The organism is Paenibacillus planticolens (assembly GCF_013141725.1).
Lineage (GTDB): Bacteria > Bacillota > Bacilli > Paenibacillales > NBRC-103111 > Paenibacillus_E > Paenibacillus_E planticolens.
Window position 1 is genome coordinate 23632 of sequence record NZ_WHNZ01000022.1, and the last position, 20831, is coordinate 44462.

Genomic DNA, 20831 nt, shown 5'->3' on the forward strand with positions numbered 1-20831 from the left:
ACAGTTTGTACATTATTTTGGCGCCAAAAGCTTCTCCAGTCGGATCGCAATGGCTGCCGATTGCGCTCTTGTCAGCACGCCTGCCGCGTCCAGTCCTGCATCCGTTCCCAGAATGATGCCGTTCTTGACGCTTATGGCCACGTCTCTTGCGGCCCATTCCGGTAATTCAGAACCATCGGCAAACGAACTTACAATTTCTTTGACCTCTTCATTGCTAATGCGGTCTGCTGCTCCCGCATAATCCAGCAATCTTCCCGCCATGACCATAGCTTGAAGTCTGGTTAACTCTTGGTTCGGCTTGAAGGTATTGTCCTCATAGCCATTAACAATTCCTTTTTCCGCAGCGATAGCCGCACTTCGCGAGAACCAATCCCCGCTTCCAACATCCTTGAATTGCGCGGATGCTTCCTTGTTCATGAGCCCTGCCGTGCGAAGCAATACCGTAGCGAACTCCGCTCTTGTCACCTGGTTGTCCGGAGCAAATACGCCGTTATCTCTGCCAACCATAAGAAGCTTGGCTGCCGCTTCATCGATACTGTTCTTGCCCCAGAAGTTAGCGTCAACATCTTGGAAGGATGTCTCGTTTCCAATAAACGCAATGCTTCCGTTGCCTGTCAGATTGGCCTCCACATAAGCTTGGTCACCGGACATATTCAACTTCCACGGGATGGTCGTCCAGCTGCCGTTGCTATCCTTGAGAATTACTGCTTTAATCTCGCCTGTCGCTACATCGCTAGGAACTGGTATTTTGACAGTCGCAAAGCGGTCATCCTTCAACGGAAGATTGAATGCTACTCCCTGTCCCAACATCCAGGCATTTATTCCAGCGGCAATGTCTTTGAGGTTATGAATCTCAGACTCGCTGTTTTTGGCGATTTTCACCTGAGAACCCTGGGCGCCTGACAGAAGCGATTTCTCCTTCAGCAGAACAGAAGCCAGAGGCGTGTCAATTTTGAACGCCTGATCTTCTTTCACGTTTTTATCCAGATTAAAGATAAAGGTATGAGCGGATGTATCGTTAGCCACGATACGGTTCTCGCCGGCGTTCAGCTCCTTGCCTGCGATGGATAACGTCAACACGCCATTCACTTGCTGCTGAGCTACCTGTTTTCCGTTCACGGTAGAAGTCGTCGCTGGGGAACCTCCGCCAATGCCGCCTCCAAAGCCACCTCCGATGGCTGGCATCCAAACCTGCGCAGTGATTCTTGAACTTGTCCCCAAAGCTCGCTTATCTTCGATGCTTCTCTTCGCAACGACCAAATAGTCTCCGTTCGAAGCCGGAATGATCATATTCGAAGGTATAAGAGTCCAGCTCGACAAGTCGTCGTACAGCTTAGACACATTGGCACCGATCTTGTACACCAGCTCCGCTCCATCCATATTTCCAGCGTTCGACACGCTGATTCTGGTTTTACCGGTCGTATTGTCGATTTTATTCGAAGTCGCCGACAAGGCTTCCAGCTTATCGGGGACCTTCACGACTGCCATGGAGCTGAGATTCGTATCTTCGGATACTTTGTAGCTGGCGCTTACGATGCTGGAGCCTGATTTCATCGCCTGCAGCGTTCCATCCTCTCCGACTTGAACAGCCTCTCCCATATAGCTTGAGAAGCTCAGCTTGGCTAGATCCTCACGAGAGACAGGCGTCTCTTCATAGATAACCTTGCCTGCTGCGTCCTTCCCTTTCGCATATTTCAGAAAAGCCGCCACACGCTTTGTTTCTCCCAGCACCATGTCCGACGGTTTCTTCAAAACAAGAGCAACCGGCGCCTTAAAGGCGTTATTGGTCACATCTACAACCGCTTCATTGCGATTTCCCACTCCATCCACCGCGACAAAATTCAGCTTGACGTTGGGCTCATTGCTTGTAATTGGCACGGTTCCCTCGAATGTGCCGTCCGGCTGCACCGTAATCGGTGTTCCGCCCACGGTAAGAGCAGCGTCGCTGCTTGTCGTGCCTGTTACGGTTATACTGCCGTTCGTCGTTCTGTCCCCTGTTTTAGGAGAAGAAATATAGAGGATTGGCGGCGTAGTATCCACCGTCAAATACAGCATCGTGATCGAGAAATCGCCCGTACGTTTGTTTCTGGCCTTCAGCTCGACGCCGTAAGTGCCATCCGTAGGGAAGCTGCTCAAGTCCAACACGCCCGAGCTTCCGCTTCCTTGATTGGAAAGCTCAACGGTTGCTATGGTGTTCTCCGAGTAAATGGCTTCCACCTCTACATCCTTCTGATCGGACAGAAGATCAATGCGCTGGGAGGTCTTCGCCGTTAGCACCGTCAGCGAATTTCCCGAAGCTCCCATAGTGCCCGTAGGAGACGAAAGCTTCGGCTTCTGCGGCACAGGCAGCAAAGTTTTAACGGAATCCGCCCTATCCGAATAATGCCAATTTTCGTGTTGATCCAAGTTTTTCGGAGGCTTGACAGCCGCTGTGACGCCGATCACATATTCATTTCCGGTTTCCAGACCCGTATGCTTCGCCTGTCCCCCTGCCGGGCTTCCCGAGAGGGTGTCGTGATCCACCTGGTTGGAAGTAGAAACGGCTTGCCATCCGCCAACACGGATATGCTCATATTGACCTGTTGCTTCATTCCAATACTTCTGAAGCTCTTCCCCTTCGAGCGCGATACCGCCGAATTGCGGATAGGCTGAAAGCTTTCCTCCAGCTGATTCCTGAAGCGCGTCTATATAGTAGCTCTGCGGGAATTCCTTTTGTTCCGGTTTTTCCTTGCCAGGCTTGAAGGATATTTCAAAATATCCGTTACCAGCCGGTACAACCTTCACCTGATTAACCGGTTCAGGGGCCAGCGGATCGACAATGCGGAACTTCTCCGCAGAGGTTTTGGTCGAGAAGTTCGATACGGAGTGCAGCTCCGCCCTCAAGTAGTAATCCCCCTGCATGATCAATCCACGGATATCTTCGATGCCACCGAGCAGCGGTACTTGGCTGACATCCATGGTCGTACTGCCAGTACCTGCCAAACCGACCGGCAAATTTTTAGCCAGCAGTATCCCAGGGTCTCCGACAGCCGGCACTTGCACCGTTTGGCCGTTGCTGTCCTTGGCCGTTTCCATTTCCCCGGTAATCGCATCCTTGGTCAGATAAAGGCTGACTGTATCCCCGTTCTTGAAGTTGCTGGCCTTCCAGGAAGCTCTAAACAGCTTGGAATCGGAGCTGTCCGGAGTCAGCTTGACTTCTTCCAGAGTAGAAGGAAGAGGGATGTTCAGCAGCTTCGTTTCCACTGACTGGTTGGCATACAGCGTCCAGTCGCCTCCCTTGATGACTTCTTTGGGAATGGCGATATACGCTTTTCTCCGGTCTATTGTGCCTTCTGCTTGTGAGCCTTGGATAAACTGGGTATAACCCGGCAAATGACCTTTCTCTGCGACAGTTCCCTTCGCCACATCGGCCCCGGCCTGATAGTAAACGACCGGATATAGGGTTCCGGTTTTATTGTCCTTCAAAGTCAACTCAGGAGCCGTCTTCCCAAAATACTCTACATCGAGCAAGCCGTTCCCGGTCACGCTTCCCATCGGAAGTACATGATTTTTGCCGCCGTTGGAAACGGTTATGCCACCCATGCCAACATCCATGGAACCACTATCCATGATGCTGACGCCATCTCCTGCGCTGCGGTACTGGATCTCATGCAGCTGATTTTCGTTCCACGTCCAGGACGTTGCCACAGGCTGAATGCCTTCTCCGATTACCACCAGCCGTGGTCTCTCCTCCTCATCCTGCAGTTGGAGATAAGCAAGACCTTCCGGCAAGCCTTCACCAGAGGTGCCAAATTCCAGATCGCCTTTCCAGTAATAGGTGATGCCTAGCTCAATCATGATGAAGCCGATACCGACGCCGATACCGCCATAGATTTTATCGTTGTTCAGTCCCATGAACACGCTGCCTAATTTGATGCCTCCAACGATAGGAACTTTCGACGGGATTTGCACCTTGGCACCGACAAAGCCATCGAAATCAATTCGGTTCTTCTCCAGATTCTGACCGACGAAGATTCGGGCGTTGCCGATAATGACATCCCAGCCGAATACATCCAGCTCAGCCTCAGCCATGACAAACCAAGGGGTCGACCATTGCGCCTCGATCAATGCCTTAGTCAGCATCTCGACCCTTTTGGACGAAGGGCTTGGGGAATAATCAAGCCTGCCCTCAAGCTTGAATCCCGACATTTTCAACAGCAAATCAATTGAGCCATAGAAGGTAGCGGGAGGCAGTCCGAACCTAACATCCACCCCAGCTCCGATGGTCAGAGGCACATCTTTATTGCCTCCAGCAATCGTATCCGCCAGTTCCCGGATGGCTCCTCTTACGCCTGTCAGGTAAGTGGCACCGCTGATGAGAATGCCCGGGTCCATATCCTCGGCGCCAAAAGCAATGACGTCGGGCAAAACTCTGCCGTCAGACACCTGCTTAAATCCGATCTCGGCGTTGATGACGGCGATGTTTTTGAGATCTGCCTTAAATTTCATTCCATACTTGTTGGATATGCCTGGCATCTTCTGTACATAGTGAGTGACATTGAACTCTCCGGACACGTCCCCTGTCGTTCCCTCACCCTTTTTGATGATCTCTTTCCCTTTAGCGTCTTTCTCCCCAGTTTTCTTGTTCTGAGAACCTAGCAAGCCCATATCTTTGTCCAGATTGAACCTCAAGGCCGCGTCCACGCCTACAAAGCCCTTCTGATTAAAGAGTACGTCCTTAACCTCCGGCTCGAGCACCTTCAGATTCATAGTGCCGGCAAACGAAACCCCATCCTCTCGGAGCAGAAAGTCGCTCAAGGCCAAGGAGAGGCCGCTAATCGAAAATCCTGGAGTTGCATACATGCTGATCTTATTAAAATACACCTTGTCAATCGCTAACTGACGGAGCGGATTCATCCTCTCTCTGGCCGCGCCGACCGCCCATTTGAAAGCGCCGTTCAACGTGCTGTCTTCAGGGTTTTCCTTCGCTTTCTTGGCCTTCTCTTCGGCCAGCTTCTGCTTGGCCCTCTCATCCTTCGCGTCCTTTTCCTCTTGGCTCAGTCTGAAAGTCTTCTTGAAGCTGTTGAAGAAGTCCAGGGTCCACTCTCCACGGTAGAAGAGGAAGCCGCTGTTGTAGATGGTGAGATCGCCATCTCCTTTTACAAACAAAGTACTTAAAAACGGAAGATCGCTGCTCATACCCAAAGCCTCCAGCTTTCCTTTGACAAAGACGATGTCTTTGCCCTTGTAAGCTACGGTCTTGTTAATAATGGCAGGCTCGGTTTTCGTATCCACCACATATTCCGCTTTATCTCCGTTTCCGATTTGCTTGATCATGCCTCGTATTTCAACCAGCATCTCGTCGCCGCTGCCTTTTCTGGCCTTCAGCTCGTCTTCGCTTTGGAACGTTTCGATCCGATAAGCAGATACATTCTCAAAATCAACCAGTCCAGCATCATCGAAAGTAGGGTCCAGCGCTTTGCTGGCCGCCACCAGCGAGGTTTTAAAGGTCGCAAATTGGGTCACATCCGCAGTCAGCTGGCCGATATTGGACACATTATAGCCCGGATACGCCCTGTTAACTTCGGTCAGCTTCGTGCTTGGATTGAGCACGTTGCCCAGAGCGTTCACCCTCAGATCGAGCGTGGTTTTGGTAACCGTCAAAATCTTCGCCTCACGGATTCTCGCTTTATCGTTATCGGTAACCCGGAACGATTTGGAGGTCTTGATGCTGTACATGGAAGCCGTTTCCTCATCGACTCCCGCTCCGCCCTTAAAATCGATTTCTACCCGATACTCGCCCAAGGGAAGCTCCGGTCCCAGGTTCGCAGCCAGCACCTTGCCATAGTCGTCCACCAGGTCCCCGGTACGGTACGTAATCCGCATATCCCCCGTAAGCCCTTCGTCCGTCGATTGGATGATTACCGAGTCTTTGACCGGCACTTTGTATCGTTTTCCCGTCAACACTTCTCTGAAAAACAGATCGAAGTTAGGGGCTACATTGGCGCTTCCTACATTATAAGCCTCGATATTTGACATATTGAGGGTGATATATTTTTCATCCTTACGGTATGATTCTTCCGGCGACATCGCGTACACGTACGTAGGGGTCGCATTTCCTACCGGAGGCAGGAAGATGAATCCCCCTTTGGAGGACATGTATTCCGCCTTGATATTCTCATCCTGAATCGTCTCCAATTTTTGACTTGTCTCGGGACTTTTCACCGTCATCAAGTGCTCCTTCACCGTTGGCCAGGCTCTGCCCTTGGCCTTCACCTTGAAGGATACGGAGACGGTATCCCCAGGCTTGTATTTGGGCTGAATCCCATGGCTCGCTTCCTCCGGCGTAGCCTCTTTACGCAGAGTCAAGCTGGTCGACCTGTAAGGGGTCGTCACAGCTTTCCCGCTTCCGTCTCTGACCATATTTCCTTTCTCGTCCAATTTCACAAAGTCAAGGCCGCCATCAAGCGTAAGCTCGACATCCATGTAGGAATGCTCCATTTGGAAAACCTCGAGATTTTCCACCTCGGCCGTAATGTTGAAGATGCCCTCGTCTTGATAGGCGCTTCCGTCATCGAGGGTGGCGAGCTGATTCACCGGATCCATGTACCGGATAGAGAACACCTTGTCCGGCTGGATGATTTCCCCGAGGCCATATACGGTTTCAAAAGACTTGACTCCGCCTGGTGCGATCTTATTAGGATTCCAGTAAAGGGCCACCGCAGCATCGGCGGTGCCGTAGTCATTGGTATCCCGGGTAAAGTCCAGGTTCGGGTTCACCGTGTAATCCCATTTCGTATTGGCGAGACCGTTCCAATGTCCAACGATCATCTCGTCGACGGTGTTGACATTTTTCTCAGAAAAATTGTTCATCCCGTAAGCAATCACGTTCGTGGCCAAAGGATTGGTCAAATCCAGCTTGTCCTTCATCACCCAGTAAGCGGGGAGCTTGTACATCGGTCGCTCCCCCTCCGGAATGCCGGGGTCATCCTCGGGATTGTGAATCAGCTTTCTTTCCACCGTGAGTGGCGCTTTGGAGGCGGTGCCGACCTGGAAGGCCGGACCGTCATTCCCTCCCACCATCGTATCCAGCAATATTCTGGTACCCAATTGAACTTCTTTGCCGTTGCTGTTCAGAACCTCGTATCTGACATTCACGTTGCCGGCATTTTGTTTGTCCGCTGAGTTTGTGTACAGCATCAGAATCTGCTTGATACTCACTCCCTTGATTGTCCACACCGTTTCAATCTGCTTCGTTCCATCCGTGTTGGCCACAATCTGGGGCTTTGTTATCTCAGAAAAGAAATCTACGGCAAATTTATATGGATTTCCGAATATATAGTCCGTTCCGTCGATCCGAAAGGTGGTGAAGGAAGACTGTGGATCATCGCCTCCGAACAGCATATTGACGCCTTTATCCTTCTTCCTAACAGGCTGTCCTCCCACCGTGCGTATCCCGAAACGCCCCGAGGTATTGTCAACGGTGACTTTGATGAAGTCATTGGAAATCGTCGTTCCCCCGGCCTTCTGAATTTCTTCGGCCAATGCGGCTACGGGAGCCACATTCATAAGCAATGAAACAAGCAGGGTATAAACCACCCATGTAACGAGCTTTTTTCTCAAGCTTTTCATAATAGTTGTTCTTGCCTCCTTAGCCTGTCTCGGATTTAACGAAACATGTTTCCTATAAAGAATGTGGTATATTCCCTCTCTCTTTCCTGCGTTCTGACAATGAGGGTATACCAGCCCGTTTTAGGAAATTCGACGGTGAACGATTTCTGCAGAAGCTCCTTCAGGGATAAGCCTTTTGCAATGTATTTCATCTGGCCTTCCCGATAAAGTCCGCTTTGGTAGAACACATCGTAGGTTCCCCACTCGTTCACCAGGGTCTCTCCGGCTACATCCATAAGATTGTATTTGGATATTTGGAAGGTCACGACATTGGTGTCAAACAGCACTTTTTCCGATTGCTCTGCGGAGATCAGTTCCCCATTCCCCAATATCATGAGACCGTCACCTGGCAGAACGTATACCTTCTGCTCCACGGTGGACACATTGCCCGCTTCATCTTTTGCCGTATAAGTCACGGTTTGCGCGCCGACCCGGCTAATATCAAGACCGCTTGCTTCCACGTCAATGCTGCCTGGCTTGGAGAAATCATCGGACACGGTGAAGCCTCCCAAATCGGATAAAACATTGAAATCCGGTCTGTTCTTCTCGACAAAGGCAATCGGCTTGTTCAGCGTAATGATCGGTGGCTTGTTATCGATTCCCTGGATCACGATAGGCAGCTTGTTCACATTGCCTAGAGCATCGCTGATCGTAAAATAAGTCTGGCCATTCGCCGCAAAAATTCTGGAATAGCTGTAATTTCCGTCCTCATCGCTGATCCGATTGGTATAGCCTCCGTTACCGTCACCTGCCGGAGCGGTTCCCAAGAATACCTGGTTGGGAGCCTGTACATGACCGGATATGGTTACTTTTACTCGCCCTTTGGCAACCTTAGTGCCACCAATGACTACGATTCGATCATCGGGAATTAATGCTCCTTCATCATCCACAAACTCATATTTGATGCTTTCGGGATCGGACAGGAACGGGATAATGTTGGTAATTTGATCGCTTATCACCGACGTGTTGCCTGCATCGTCAACGATTGTAAAGTTCACTTCGCCATTTTGCACAAGAGTCGTGCCGTTTGTCCCCCTAACGATGTGGAATTCTTTTGCCTGGGAATTCGGCTTCTCGACATTCAGCACAACCCCTTGCGCCATAAGAACTTGACCGTTTGTATCCTTGAGTGTTTTGAACGTATTGCTTCCGTTCTCCCCGTACGCATAAGAACGTACGATTCTCGCTTCCGGAGGGGTCCGGTCTATGTTGTGTACCTCTGCCGTCACGGATGCCGAGTTGCCTGCCTCATCCTCCATCATGAAGGTGAAGCTTCCGTTCTCGGTAAATGTGTAAGCGGATTTTCCTCCATTGTTTAAAATCCTTACAGGCTTGGACGTATCCAGCCTCGCAATCACATTGCCAATAGTCTTCGATGTCATGGAGTATTCAACGCTTCCTTCAGGAGGCACGCCGTCCAGATTGTCCACCACCACCATAAGCGTATCCTTTCTTGCGCTGTTGGTCAGATCAGTCAGGTCAAAGGAGTAGACACCGTTCTTGGCGATGCCAAATTTGTTGCCCTTGATCCGGGTCGGCTCGGAAGGGTTGTTCCCTGCCTGCGGAACCACCCGGATACCTGCCGGAACCTTCAGCTCCAGAACAAAGTTCTCCGGCTTCACAGGCCGTAACGTGCTGTGAGAAGCAATTCCATATACCGGCTCATCGATTGAAACAGTTTTCGTATTCAAGCCTACAGCCGCGCTTTCCGCGCCTCCCGGGCTTCTGAACTTAGCCATAAGGAGAATATGGTCTGCGGTTCGGTCCTTCAGCCCTCCAACTTCGATAAAATTGGAGTAAGGGAGCCATCTGCCCCATGAGCTTCCGCCGTCCGTAGACAGGGAGTATCTGTAGCCTTCCTTCACGGAGTTTTCCAGGTTCAACTTCAATACGGCTGTGTATCCGTTGCCGCCATCCTCGTATATATAGAGCAAGTCCGAATCACCAGCAGCAGGAGTCTCCGCCTCCGCTTTTCGGGCAACCTTGAATGTTCCCGTGTGAGTCACGGTGTTGTTGCCTACGACATCCTCGCCAAGAACGTAAAGTACATAGTCGGCCATTTCGCCCGGAGATAAGCGGGTAGAATCAATCGTCACCGCTCCATCCACTGGAAGCTCCGACCATCCAGCGGAGTCCTTCACGGGCGCCGGAGCCCCTGATCTCAGCCACTGATATTTCTTTATGGCCACACCGCTTAACTTATCGCTTACGGTCACTACAACACTTTGTTGTTCCAAAGGGTAAGTGACGCCGTTTTTGCTAAACGTGATTTCCGGAGCCTCGTTGTCTACCTGATACTGTTTGGAATACGTATAGTACCTTTCCGCGCCCTCTTCCTTGACCTTCACATGAACGGCGTATGTCCCATTGATGTTGGGATCCGGTGCAATGACATAAGACGCAGCGCTATAGACGGCACTGCTCACTGTGTCGTAAACAGCCCGGGCGACGGAAGGATAATCGGAAGGAGCAGCCGCAGTGTTTGTCACGGCGTACCTTACGCTCTCTACGTTGATCCCGTTAATCGTGAAGTTGACCTCCGGACTTTTGATATAACTGCCATTCGTTTCGGGAGAGAAAGCGGCGCTGACTTTCACCGAGGAATCTACGGTTACAGCGGTATTCATCTTTTCAATGGCTTGATTACCCGCCTTGTCCACTGCCTTCACAACCAATTGATAAGTTCCATCACCCAGCACATGATTGAAAGTCGTAATCTCATCGTTCGCCGGAACATCCAGCCAGTCGATGTCTTGCGGCTCCTCTCCCTGCTTAACCCATTGGAATTGTTTAGCTCCGACACCGCTGTGCTCATCAGTAACGGACACCTGCACCTTGACCTCCGGCGTTGAATCCCCGCTGACCGTTCCGAAGTTAATGCTCGGTTTTTTGTTGTCCAAAAGCAGTGTCCCCTGTGCATACACCCAGTTGGCATCGTCTTTCTTAAAGTCGGCCAGCGGCCATTCCGAGTAATTGCCTACTTCTACCATGGCCTTGTCCTCGGCATATTTTTGTGCATCCGCATCGGAAGCCCCGGCATTGTTCGACTTGTAGTCGGCTACCCAACCGTTAAAGACCGCAGTGTTTGCCGCCTGGAAAGTCTTCATCTTGTTGTATTGTGCAAGCTCTCTCGCTGAATCCCATGTCATGTCCGCGGTCCAGGTGTGCAGATACCATGCTCCGCTGTTCTCTTCAGATAAAGCGGCTGCAGGCGGCTCGATCATATTGGTTTTATTGTTGGCCGCCTTCAACGTTACCGTATTGCCGGGATACAATCCGTCACCTGGCTGCTTGGCCGTCAGCGAATAACGCTTGATTGCCGCAAAATGGTCCGCTTCCTTCCCTGCGAACGGATCGGCAGGGCTCTGGCTCCATGTATAATACACCAGCCCCACCTCCGGCGATTCCCCAGGCTTTACCCCTGTCATGTTGCCGGGACGGTAGATGCCTTTGCTGGGCCGTTTTGTTACACTTTTATCCGGATCAAGGGCAGGAACCATCAAGTCAGGGTCAGTCGAATCGATCGTGATTTTTCCGGATCTTGCGTATAAGGCTCCGGTAGCGCCTCCCGAAGAATACCGAAAGCTGATCTCGGGCGGCGTATTGTCAATGGACAGATTTGCCCAGTCGATCTTGGTCGTGGACTTCGGCTTCTTAGGGTCGATCGGATTCGGTTTGTCCGTGTTGGCCGTCTCCATCAGCAGGTTGCCGGCATAATCCTGGATGACCCCTGTATCCGTCCCTTTTGCCTCATGAGTGAGCGCAATCGCTTTTAACAGCGATGTTTCCACATTTACCCCGGCAGGAATTGTCATTTTAAATTTCCATAGTCTCGTGTTCGGTCCCGTATTTTCCTGAGCGACATATTTGGCCTTCATTCCATTATTGAATAAAAGATACAGCCCATCCTCCGACCACCCGTCTTTGACTAAGGTATCTTTGTTAAGCTCTACGGTAAATTCGATCTCTTTCCCTTCATTTAAAACAAGTCCCGTAAGAATTTCCGGCGTGATGCCGTTGCCGTTCAAATTATATTGGGGAGGCACGGCGTCTGGGATGATCGCGTAGCCTTTGTCTTTAACGGCATAATCAAACGGATTGACAACCCGATTGCTTAGATAGGGTAGACTGTCGGCGCTCGCTTTCATGAAGCCTGACAGTTCAAGCGGATTCCCCGCTGCATCATAGTAGGCAGCTCCCTCCAGCCTTTCCTTCATGCTGTAGAAATTCTGCGATTTGGTCTCCAGCTCTCCGCCATTGCTAATCGGAATATTGCCAGAGTGATGATAATCCGAAACCTTGTATGTATAGGGAAGCTGTTTGATAAATTTGAAGGTGCTTGCATCGCCCAGATTGTATTTAATAGAATTTTCATAGAAGCCTTCTGGCAAGCTCATGCCCTGCTGTGTGTTATCGGTGGGCAGACCGTAGCCGGGGGGCACCGTATACAGCAAGTGCTTATCGAATAATTTATCATTGAAGACGGTTGCTCTTACAGGCTTGCTGAAGTTGTATTGCAGCCCAATGGATTGATCCTTTCTCATGAACAACTGCTTCTGCCCTTCCTTGTTAACCCTCTCCGTACCGTCGGATTTAAACGTATAATCCGCAATCGTAGGCAAAGTGATATCGGCAAAGTACAAGCGAAGACCTTCCGCGCTTGTACCCGTGCCGCTCGTCTCTGTCTCAATCATAATGGTGTCGTTCGGGCCGAAGCTTTGCCAATCAGAATCCACTTTTTTACCACCTGTTTTTGACCCACTGGACTCAGACCAAATTTGTTGATTATTAATATAGAGACGAATGGAAGCCTGATGTTCGCCCGTTATCAATTTATCAATTTTAAGCAGAAATTTTGCTCTGCCGCCTTCCGCCAGCCGTTTCAATCCCGGGATTTTGGAAATCTCAATTGTTCCGTTGAAAAAACCGCGCACGTGATCAACATTAGTAGGCGAAAACTTTTTGGAATCTTCACAGTCCGTGATTTTATCATCATTAATTGCGACGGATACTCCAGGATATGCACTACACGAATAGGCAGCTTGATAAAATATCGAAAAAAATGTTATATCGTCCGTCTTGCCTGGCGTATAATCATAACTCCTATTCCATGTAGGCATATCACCATGGTTAACAATTTTGTTCGTGTTCACATAAATGGGCAAATATGGTGCTTGCGTGTCAGCTTTCGCTACATCCATCGATAAATGGGAAAGCAGCGTCGTCATCAGCATACACGCCACCAGAAAGATTGAAATTCGTTTTCCGATCCGTTGATTCACGCTTTAACCTCCTGATTGTATTGGCTGACCCTGAATGAATCATCCTTCATCAACCAATGGATATATTCCGTATTCACGACAAGATGAATATTGTTCATCATACGGAGAGACCCTTCCTTGGGTAAAACTCCCAACCACACACTAATGTTCATCCTGCTCCAGCACCTGCATCACCGCTTGTGTGTCTACGGCCAGATGAATGCCGTTCATCGTGCGCAGAGAACCGGAAAGAATCCCCGCCGCAAACCCAAACGAATCCAGCAAAGGGCCGCCGGACATACCGCTCACCAGCTGCGAAGATACCATTATGCGATCCCTTCCATTAATCGCAGCGCGGGGAGCATTCACGATGCCTTCCGTAATGATCTGGGTATCCTTTATGGGATAACCGATGGCAAATACTTTCTCTCCGTGCTTCACGGCATTCTTCCGCAGAGGTATAAACGGAAAGGGCTGCTCGGTCCCCGAAGTGTCTGATAAAGGGGACAGTTTCAGCACTGCTGTATCCTGTAGGTCGCTTTCTACGACCGTTCGGCAAGGTACAACGGAAGCGTCGTTCAGCACGCATTCGATCCTGTCCGCCTCCTTCACTACATGATCAGCAGTCAAGGCTGTACCGTCCGAACGGATCAAAAAACCGGTACCCACATCTTTAAGAGTTCCATCAGAACGAAATACCCGGACATAGAATATTGCTTGTTCCACAGAGACATATAGGCTTTCCCCGTCATGTTTGTCCGGAGGGTCCGCTTGAGTAATGGAAAACCCGCCAAGAAACAGGAACAGTGCCATGAGCGCCAATATCATCGCTCTGCCAGTTCGTTTCATTTCGACATCTCCTTTGTGACTTTAGTCGCAGGACTTCCCTATGATACCTGACCTATTATACAAAAGGGCTCTCTCAAAATTCTCACAAAAAGTCGAAAATTGTTATTTCGATGGAAGAGAACTTGTTTTACGGCGTTAACTTCAACCTTTTGCGCTCTCCGCTTACGGTAGCACTGAAAAACGACATCTCAGCTGGAAAATGAGGGGGCATAGTCTGTTCCCAAACGCTAAGCTCATCCCAGGCTAGACGCGTTTTGTAAACAAAAAAGGGTGTCCCACAAGTCATCGAAATGACTGGGGACACCTTCTCATACTTTTATTCAGAAATTATTAGATAGCCTTGTAATCTTGCTTATTGCCCCGTGGCAAACTGCTCCCTATTTTTTTACTTTCCCGACTCTTCAACGCCTTTGCGCCCATATTTGAAACGCAACTTGATCAAGTCGATCCTTAATCAATATCGAATCTTTATAATTCGCAGGAATTCCTTCATAACCATAGTAGATGCCAGCTAAACCACCGGCAATAGCACCGATCGTATCTGAATCTCCACCCAAATTTGCCGCCTTTTGAACAACCTCACTGAAATCCGATGAAACCATCAGAATGTGTAACACCCATCGAAACGTATGTACAACAAAGCCACTTGGTTCACAAACCGGCACTGATTTTATGGAACTCTCATACTCGGTACCTGTTACTTCACACAAGATAGCATCTCTCATTTCTTCGCGTCGAAGAAGACGGTAAGCAATTCGATTATAGATGACGCATGCTTCATTACATCTCTCATCGTAGTGCGTCATCTTCGAATGCATCCTTGATATCGTTTCAATGCTAGTCATATCTGTATACGCCAGTGCTATTGGCAAACATCTCATTAAAGAGCCATTTCCAGCACTTTGACCCAGATCCATATCGGTAAGAAAGGCTGCTTCAAACCAATTATCCTCGAAATTCTCGAAAACGTGACGAATCGTGTTTCCAATGTCCTTTGGCCTAGAATGATACCATTCCATAAAGCGGCGACCAATTGACTCCAAAGGTTCCAGCGGGTTTTCAAGGATGCCCTCAGCTACACAAAGCGTCATCATGGTATCGTCTGTTACTTCTCCCGGCTCCAACTGCCAAACTCCACCACCAACGATATCCGCCAAATAGCCGTAACGGAGTTGATCTCCCGGGTTGTCATAAATTCAGTTGTACCTCCCAAAGCATCCCCAACGGCTACACCATATAATCCGCCCTTGATTCTATCGTGCAATCGTTCATCTTCCATAAAAACCACGCTCCTCCCCTTGTCTGAGGCCATTTTTCCACAGCTATCATAACCGTAGTTACAATCTCATCAAATATTGAGTTCTTTTTCAAAAGCAAACAAACACTTGCTCTCTTTGGAATTGTCCAATACCGCAAAACGGATTACCGAAAACAGGAATCCCAAGCCTTCATCCACCAAAAGTTCCCGCCACCACCGGGCCACCTTCACCGGATCGTTCCTGAATACTCCGCATCCGTATGCGCCCAAGATGAGGTTCTTATCGCCTTTTTGGGCGAATATCGCCAAGGCTAGTCGCATTCGGTCTTTCATCAAGCGTTCCGCCTCCAGGGGGTCTTCTCCTTTGAGCAGAACCTGCCCAAAATTCACGGCGGGCAGCGTCAAAACAGATGCAGTCACCGGTCGCTCTAAAAGTCCGAACTGCTGGTTACGGAAAAACACCACGTCCGGCGAATAGATGGCGTAATCTGTGTACATCATCGTTCCGCAAGCCCGATTCGCTTTATAATAGCTTTCATTACGCAGTTGCGTTTCATATAATCCACTGGATGCCGCTAAGCTTTCTTCCTGAGCCATCGCTCCGTTTAAAAACCCTCCTCCAGGATTTTTGGCGCTGGCGAAGTTTAGTACGCCAATGCGCTCTTTTTTTGCCTCTGCAAAATCCAAAATCGCCTTCACTGTGGACTCGTTGGCAACGGAACAGGCGGCAGTTTGCGGCAGTCTTAAAAGTCCAGCAGTTCCTTTAACCAGCACCTTTCCCTGTTCCGGCGTAATCAACTCGCTATTCTCCTCAGAGTGTTTTTGCTCAGTGGCGAATTCAACCCGGGTCCCATTATATTCATAGAAGCCCTGCCTTTGTATCCGCAAGGTTTCCTCGGCAATTACTTTTCTGCTCATATTCTTTCCTCCCCTACTTCCTGTTTTAACACCTCGAATTTAATCCCGTAGCAATACGTCCCGCACCTCTGTCAGCGCGAATCCAAGCAAATTCCTGCCACGCCATTTAACGGGATTCTCCACTTCCGGATCGGATTGGCTCATGCCGATCCCCCAAATGCAATCCAGCGGGCTGCTTTCTACGATAATCCGGTTATTCGTCGACTTGAGATAGTCGCCAAGCTTCGGATTCTGCGAAAATTTAGCGAAGCTACCTCTTTTGACGATATCGTAGCATTCGTTGTCCCAAGTGTCCTTGTCGAAGTTTCTAACCGCACGCCCGTAACTTTTCATCTCCTTTGGATGATTTGCTTTAAGGATTACGTCCAGCATTTCGTTATCTCCGAACAACCTTGCCTTTTCGGCCATCATAAATTGCTCAGGACAAGAATACGCAGTCCCCTCAACCTCGAACGGGCTCATCCACCATTGGCTGAAGCAGCTTTTATCTATGCCACCATCATTCGGAGGCGTATGGCCCCAGAAAAACACAAATTTAAACGATTGTCCCGCGCTATAAGCTTTTCTTAAATCCTTGATATTGTATATCATCGATATTCCTCCATATTTCTCCGATACAAACGCGAAGGACGGTGTCCCGCATTTTCAGTGTAATGATCTGTCTCCTCCACGAGTTCGGCTACTTTACGCCGAAAAGCAGCCTTCAGCAGTTCTTTATCCAAAATCACTTCGTAAACCTGTTGCAACTCTGTCAAGGTAAAAAGCCTCGGCATTAGATGCAGCGCAATGTCGGTATAATTCACTTTTCCCCGTAGTCGCTCAATGGCGCAGGCTATAATTTTGGCATGATCGAAAGCCAACCCGTTATTAGAAACGATGGAGTATGCTGTTGACGTCGAGCTCATCTTTGCCGTCAACGTCCGTTCCACGACCGCTGTAAGCTCTTCTTCTTTGCTGCTTAGCTTGAGCTCGTATTCAAACGTTTTTACATATCCTTCCTCGTTAAGCTCTTTCCGCTCCCGAAGAAGCCGATAGGATACCTGGAACCAAGCAGCGTCGGAAGCGTCATCCCCTGCTTTCAGCTGTATTTGATCGCTGTTGATCAATGCCATATAGCTGCAGCTCATCACCCAGGTACGGGGATCCCGCCCAATATCGCTGAAGGTGTACAGCTGCTCCAAATAAACTTCAGCCACACCCGTTTCCTCGCGCAGCTCTCTCACCGCTGCCTGTTCCGTCGTCTCACCCGGTCGGACAAAGCCGCCCGGAAGTGCCCATTTGCCCAGGAACGGGTGCCCTCCCCGGCGTATGAGGAGTATTCGCAGCTCTTTTTCCGGAAGCTTACGATAACTATCCGCCTCCATGTTCGTTACAGTGAAAATGACCATATCTGCAGCCACAGATGGCCGCTCATAATCTCCGGCCCGGTAATGCTCCAAAAATTCGCGTTCTGTAAGGCCATCGCGATCCAACAAATCCAACGTCTTTGCCTCCCTTAACCAACCAGTATTCCAGATTTCATCTTAGTAATACTTTGATAATAACATTTTATTACTATCAATGGCAATATAAAGAATTTGCAAGTTATACGTGAATGCCCATATGTATAAAAACAAACCGGCACTCCAACGGAGTCCCGGTTCATAAATCCACTTATCCAACCTTATTCAATACGAAAACCCATTTTTTTCATTTAACTGATAGTCCCCTTTAGCTGTGCTTCACATGTTGAAGCATTTGCACAAAAATTTGCTCAATATGCTCATCATCCAGGGAGTAATATACGGTCTTGCCAACTTTACGCCGTTTGACAATTCGCAAATTGCGTAAATATCTTAATTGATGAGAAATAGCAGATTGGCCCATTCCTAATACTTGTACGATGTCATGAACACATAACTCTTTATTTAACAAGGTGTGAATAATTTTTAGTCTTGTGGGGTCCCCGAGTGCTTTAAACACCTCAGCTAACCCACCAACAATCTGATCTGTGATCAATTGTTCTTTTAACACGTCAATATTTGAAGTTCCATGACAAGTGTCGTCACATTGATCTTGTATGGTTTTTGATAAGATCTCTTCCATATACCTTCTCGCTTTCTGATCATAAAACTTACGATTTACTTTTCATTATAACAGAAATCCGTTTTTTTTTCTGCGCCATAATTTAACGTTACATATGCAGAAGGTTCAAATAATATACAAAATTATTTTCACAATGTTCAATTTTCCGTTTTTAAAGTTGTAAAACTTTGTTCAATCCGTATTCACACATAATGTGAAAATAATCACAAGTCTTAGATTACACTAATTCCATATCCGAATAAATTAACCAGTAGGTGATACGACTTGGAACCATTCCGAAAGCATGAAAGACGGCTGATGTACCTTATGTTCGGTGTTGCGTTAGTCATGTTAGTCTCATTTATTCGTAAATTGCTTTAATCATTAAAAAATTGAAAGGTGATGAACCCCTGTGCCTGCTTACGATTCCGTATTTTATAGCCGGTTACTTACCGAGACCACTTTGGCGTTTCATATCATTTTCGCAACAATCGGCGTTGGTGTTCCTGTCATGATTATGTTGGCTGAACTAGCCGGCATTAAGCGCAAAGATCCCTACTTTACATTATTGGCACGAAGATGGGCGCGAGGGTTCGTTATCACCGTTGCTATTGGTGTAGTTACCGGTACAGCAATCGGCCTTCAACTCAGTCTCTTATGGCCTACGTTTATGGAAATTGCCGGACAGGCCATTGCGCTTCCCTTGTTCTTAGAGACCTTTGCCTTTTTCATTGAAGCTATATTCCTTGGCATTTACCTGTACACATGGGAACGATTAAAACCAATGCACCATCTCTTATTACTCGTTCCTGTAGTAATCGGCTCCTCCGCTTCAGCTTTCTTTATTACTACAGTAAATGCATTTATGAATACCCCTCAAGGATTCTCACTGAAAGACGGGGTAATTACGAATGTGCGACCTATATTAGCTATGTTTAATCCTTCTATGCCGACCAAAGTTGCACATGTGCTCTCCTCTGCTTACATGACCAGCGCATTTATTTTGGCAGCTATTGCAGCCTACTCCCTTCTCAGGAAAAAGGGAGACATCTTATACGCCAAGAAGGCTTTAAAATTGACAATAACAGCCGGTCTTATTTTCGCCATTTCTACAGCTCTTATTGGTGATTTATCAGCCAAATTTCTAGCTAAAAATCAACCTGAAAAACTCGCAGCAGCAGAGTGGCATTTTGAAACGACAGCAAATGCGCCGCTCATTTTAGGTGGTATACTGACTGACAATAATGAGATTAAATATGCTTTGAAAATTCCATATGCACTTAGTATTTTAGCGGGGGGAACTCCCGGGTCGGAAGTCAAAGGCCTTAATGAAATCCCACCTGATCTTCGTCCTCCCTTATATGTTCATTATTTTTTTGATGCTATGGTTGCTATAGGTATGTTCGCGATTGTTGTTGCGATTTTACATCTGTGGTACGCACGAAAAAAATCCGTTAAGCCTTACCCAAGATGGCTTCTTGCTATTATCGCTATTTGCGGACCTCTTTCCATGCTTGGTATTCAATGCGGGTGGTTTTATGCGGAAGTTGGTCGTCAACCCTGGATTTTACGAGGGTATCTGAAAGTGGCTGATGCCGCTACTACATCTCAACACGTGGATACTATGCTGCTTCTTTTTTGTTTACTTTATCTCGTTTTAGCACTTACAGCGGTCAAAGTATTATCCAAGCTCTTTAGAAAAAACAATGTTGCAGACGAATTGATAGCACTCGGGATTGTCGGAGGGAGGATCAAGAAATGAGCCTTGAACTAATTGGGATAACGGTTTTGTGGATCTTTTTATACGGGTATTTAATTGTTGCCTCCATTGATTTTGGGGCAGGTTTCTTCAGCTACTATTCTGTAATAACAATGAAACAGCATATCATTCATAACATTATTGAAAGATATCTTTCTCCTGTCTGGGAAGTGACGAATGTTTTCTTGGTTTTTTTCTATATCGGAATGGTTGGATTCTTTCCAGAAACAGCGCGTTATTATGGTACAGCACTGCTTGTACCAGGGAGTATTGCAATCATATTGCTTGCCATAAGAGGAGCTTACTATGCCTTCAGCAACTACGGTTCCAAGGATAACAAAATGTATATGCTCCTCTATGGTGCAACAGGCTTGCTTATCCCTGCAACTCTTTCGACAGTACTTACCATTTCCGAAGGTGGAGTCATTATTGAACAAAATGGATTGATTCAGTTTAACTGGCAAAGGCTTCTCAGCAATCCCTATACTTGGTCAGTCCTATTACTGTCACTGGTCAGTGTTCTTTATATTTCCTCCATGTTCCTTTCGTATTACGCATACAGAGCAAAAGATAAACCCGCATTTAAGATTTTACGCGGCTATGCGCTTTTCTGGAGTGGACCTACCATACTTGCAAGTTTTATTGCCTTTTTCACGATTAATCAGCAAAATCCTGAACATTACAGCAACATGCTTACCCTTGGCTGGATGTTTGGAGCATCGTTTCTATGCTTTTTGGCTGCCGTTTATCTGCTTTGGAAGCAGATGAAGCTTGGTTTATCGTTCATATTCGTGCTTCTGCAATTTGCTTTTGCTTTCTTTGGCTATGGGAAAGCCCACTTACCCTACATTTTATACCCTTACATCACCATTCATGAGAACTTTACAAACCAAACGATGGGAACTGCTTTGGTTATTTCCTTTATCGCTGGGATTATTATTCTAGTCCCTTCACTCTTTTTGCTTATGCGTTTATTTTTGTTCGATGCCGATTATGTACAAGGGAAATTAATAAAGAAAGGAAATTAAATTGAAAAAAAAGCAGGTCCGGACGAAAGAGAGTCCTTGACCTG

At 48.0% G+C, this 20831-nt stretch carries 11 protein-coding genes; 2 read left to right on the plus strand and 9 right to left on the minus strand.

Features of this window, described 5'->3' with window-relative positions; translation table 11 throughout:
• Positions 1-12 precede the first annotated feature (12 nt).
• The 9 genes from GC097_RS11365 to GC097_RS11400 form a co-directional block, all read right to left on the minus strand.
• A complete protein-coding gene (locus GC097_RS11365) occupies positions 13-7611 on the minus strand; it encodes an S-layer homology domain-containing protein (protein ID WP_171683425.1) in 7599 nt (2532 codons plus the stop codon).
• 35 nt (positions 7612-7646) lie between these two features.
• Positions 7647-12932 (minus strand): hypothetical protein, encoded by a 5286-nt coding sequence (locus tag GC097_RS11370; protein WP_171683426.1) that lies wholly within the window; start codon positions 12930-12932, stop codon positions 7647-7649.
• Between the two features lie 141 nt (positions 12933-13073).
• Positions 13074-13760 (minus strand): S1 family peptidase, encoded by a 687-nt coding sequence (locus GC097_RS11375; protein ID WP_171683427.1) that lies wholly within the window; start codon positions 13758-13760, stop codon positions 13074-13076.
• Positions 13761-14161: 401 nt separating this feature from the next.
• The gene (locus tag GC097_RS11380; RefSeq protein WP_312875648.1) at positions 14162-14884 is read right to left on the minus strand and encodes an ADP-ribosylglycohydrolase family protein; all 723 of its coding nucleotides are present in this window, start codon (positions 14882-14884) and stop codon (positions 14162-14164) included.
• Positions 14866-15039, minus strand: coding sequence for an ADP-ribosylglycohydrolase family protein (locus GC097_RS34945; RefSeq protein ID WP_312875649.1), 174 nt, complete (start codon positions 15037-15039; stop codon positions 14866-14868). Before GC097_RS34945 ends, GC097_RS11380 begins: the two co-directional genes overlap by 19 nt.
• A 69-nt stretch (positions 15040-15108) precedes the next feature.
• On the minus strand, positions 15109-15936 hold the full coding sequence (locus GC097_RS11385; protein ID WP_171683428.1) for a TIGR02452 family protein: 828 nt from the start codon (positions 15934-15936) through the stop codon (positions 15109-15111).
• A 39-nt stretch (positions 15937-15975) separates the two neighbouring features.
• Positions 15976-16527, minus strand: coding sequence for a riboflavin biosynthesis intermediates N-glycosidase (ybiA, locus tag GC097_RS11390; protein WP_171683429.1), 552 nt, complete (start codon positions 16525-16527; stop codon positions 15976-15978).
• Entirely contained in the window at positions 16524-17417 is an 894-nt protein-coding gene (locus GC097_RS11395) for an NUDIX hydrolase (protein ID WP_171683430.1), read from the minus strand. The genes ybiA and GC097_RS11395 overlap by 4 nt, the downstream gene beginning before the upstream one ends.
• A 229-nt stretch (positions 17418-17646) precedes the next feature.
• Positions 17647-18021, minus strand: coding sequence for an ArsR/SmtB family transcription factor (locus GC097_RS11400; protein WP_171683431.1), 375 nt, complete (start codon positions 18019-18021; stop codon positions 17647-17649).
• 391 nt (positions 18022-18412) lie between these two features.
• On the opposite strand from GC097_RS11400, the gene GC097_RS11405 reads away from it, so the two are divergent.
• Both GC097_RS11405 and GC097_RS11410 read left to right on the plus strand, forming a co-directional pair.
• Positions 18413-19762 (plus strand): cytochrome ubiquinol oxidase subunit I, encoded by a 1350-nt coding sequence (locus GC097_RS11405; RefSeq protein ID WP_171683432.1) that lies wholly within the window; start codon positions 18413-18415, stop codon positions 19760-19762.
• A complete protein-coding gene (locus GC097_RS11410) occupies positions 19759-20787 on the plus strand; it encodes a cytochrome d ubiquinol oxidase subunit II (protein ID WP_171683433.1) in 1029 nt (342 codons plus the stop codon). Before GC097_RS11405 ends, GC097_RS11410 begins: the two co-directional genes overlap by 4 nt.
• The last annotated feature ends 44 nt before the right edge of the window (positions 20788-20831 follow it).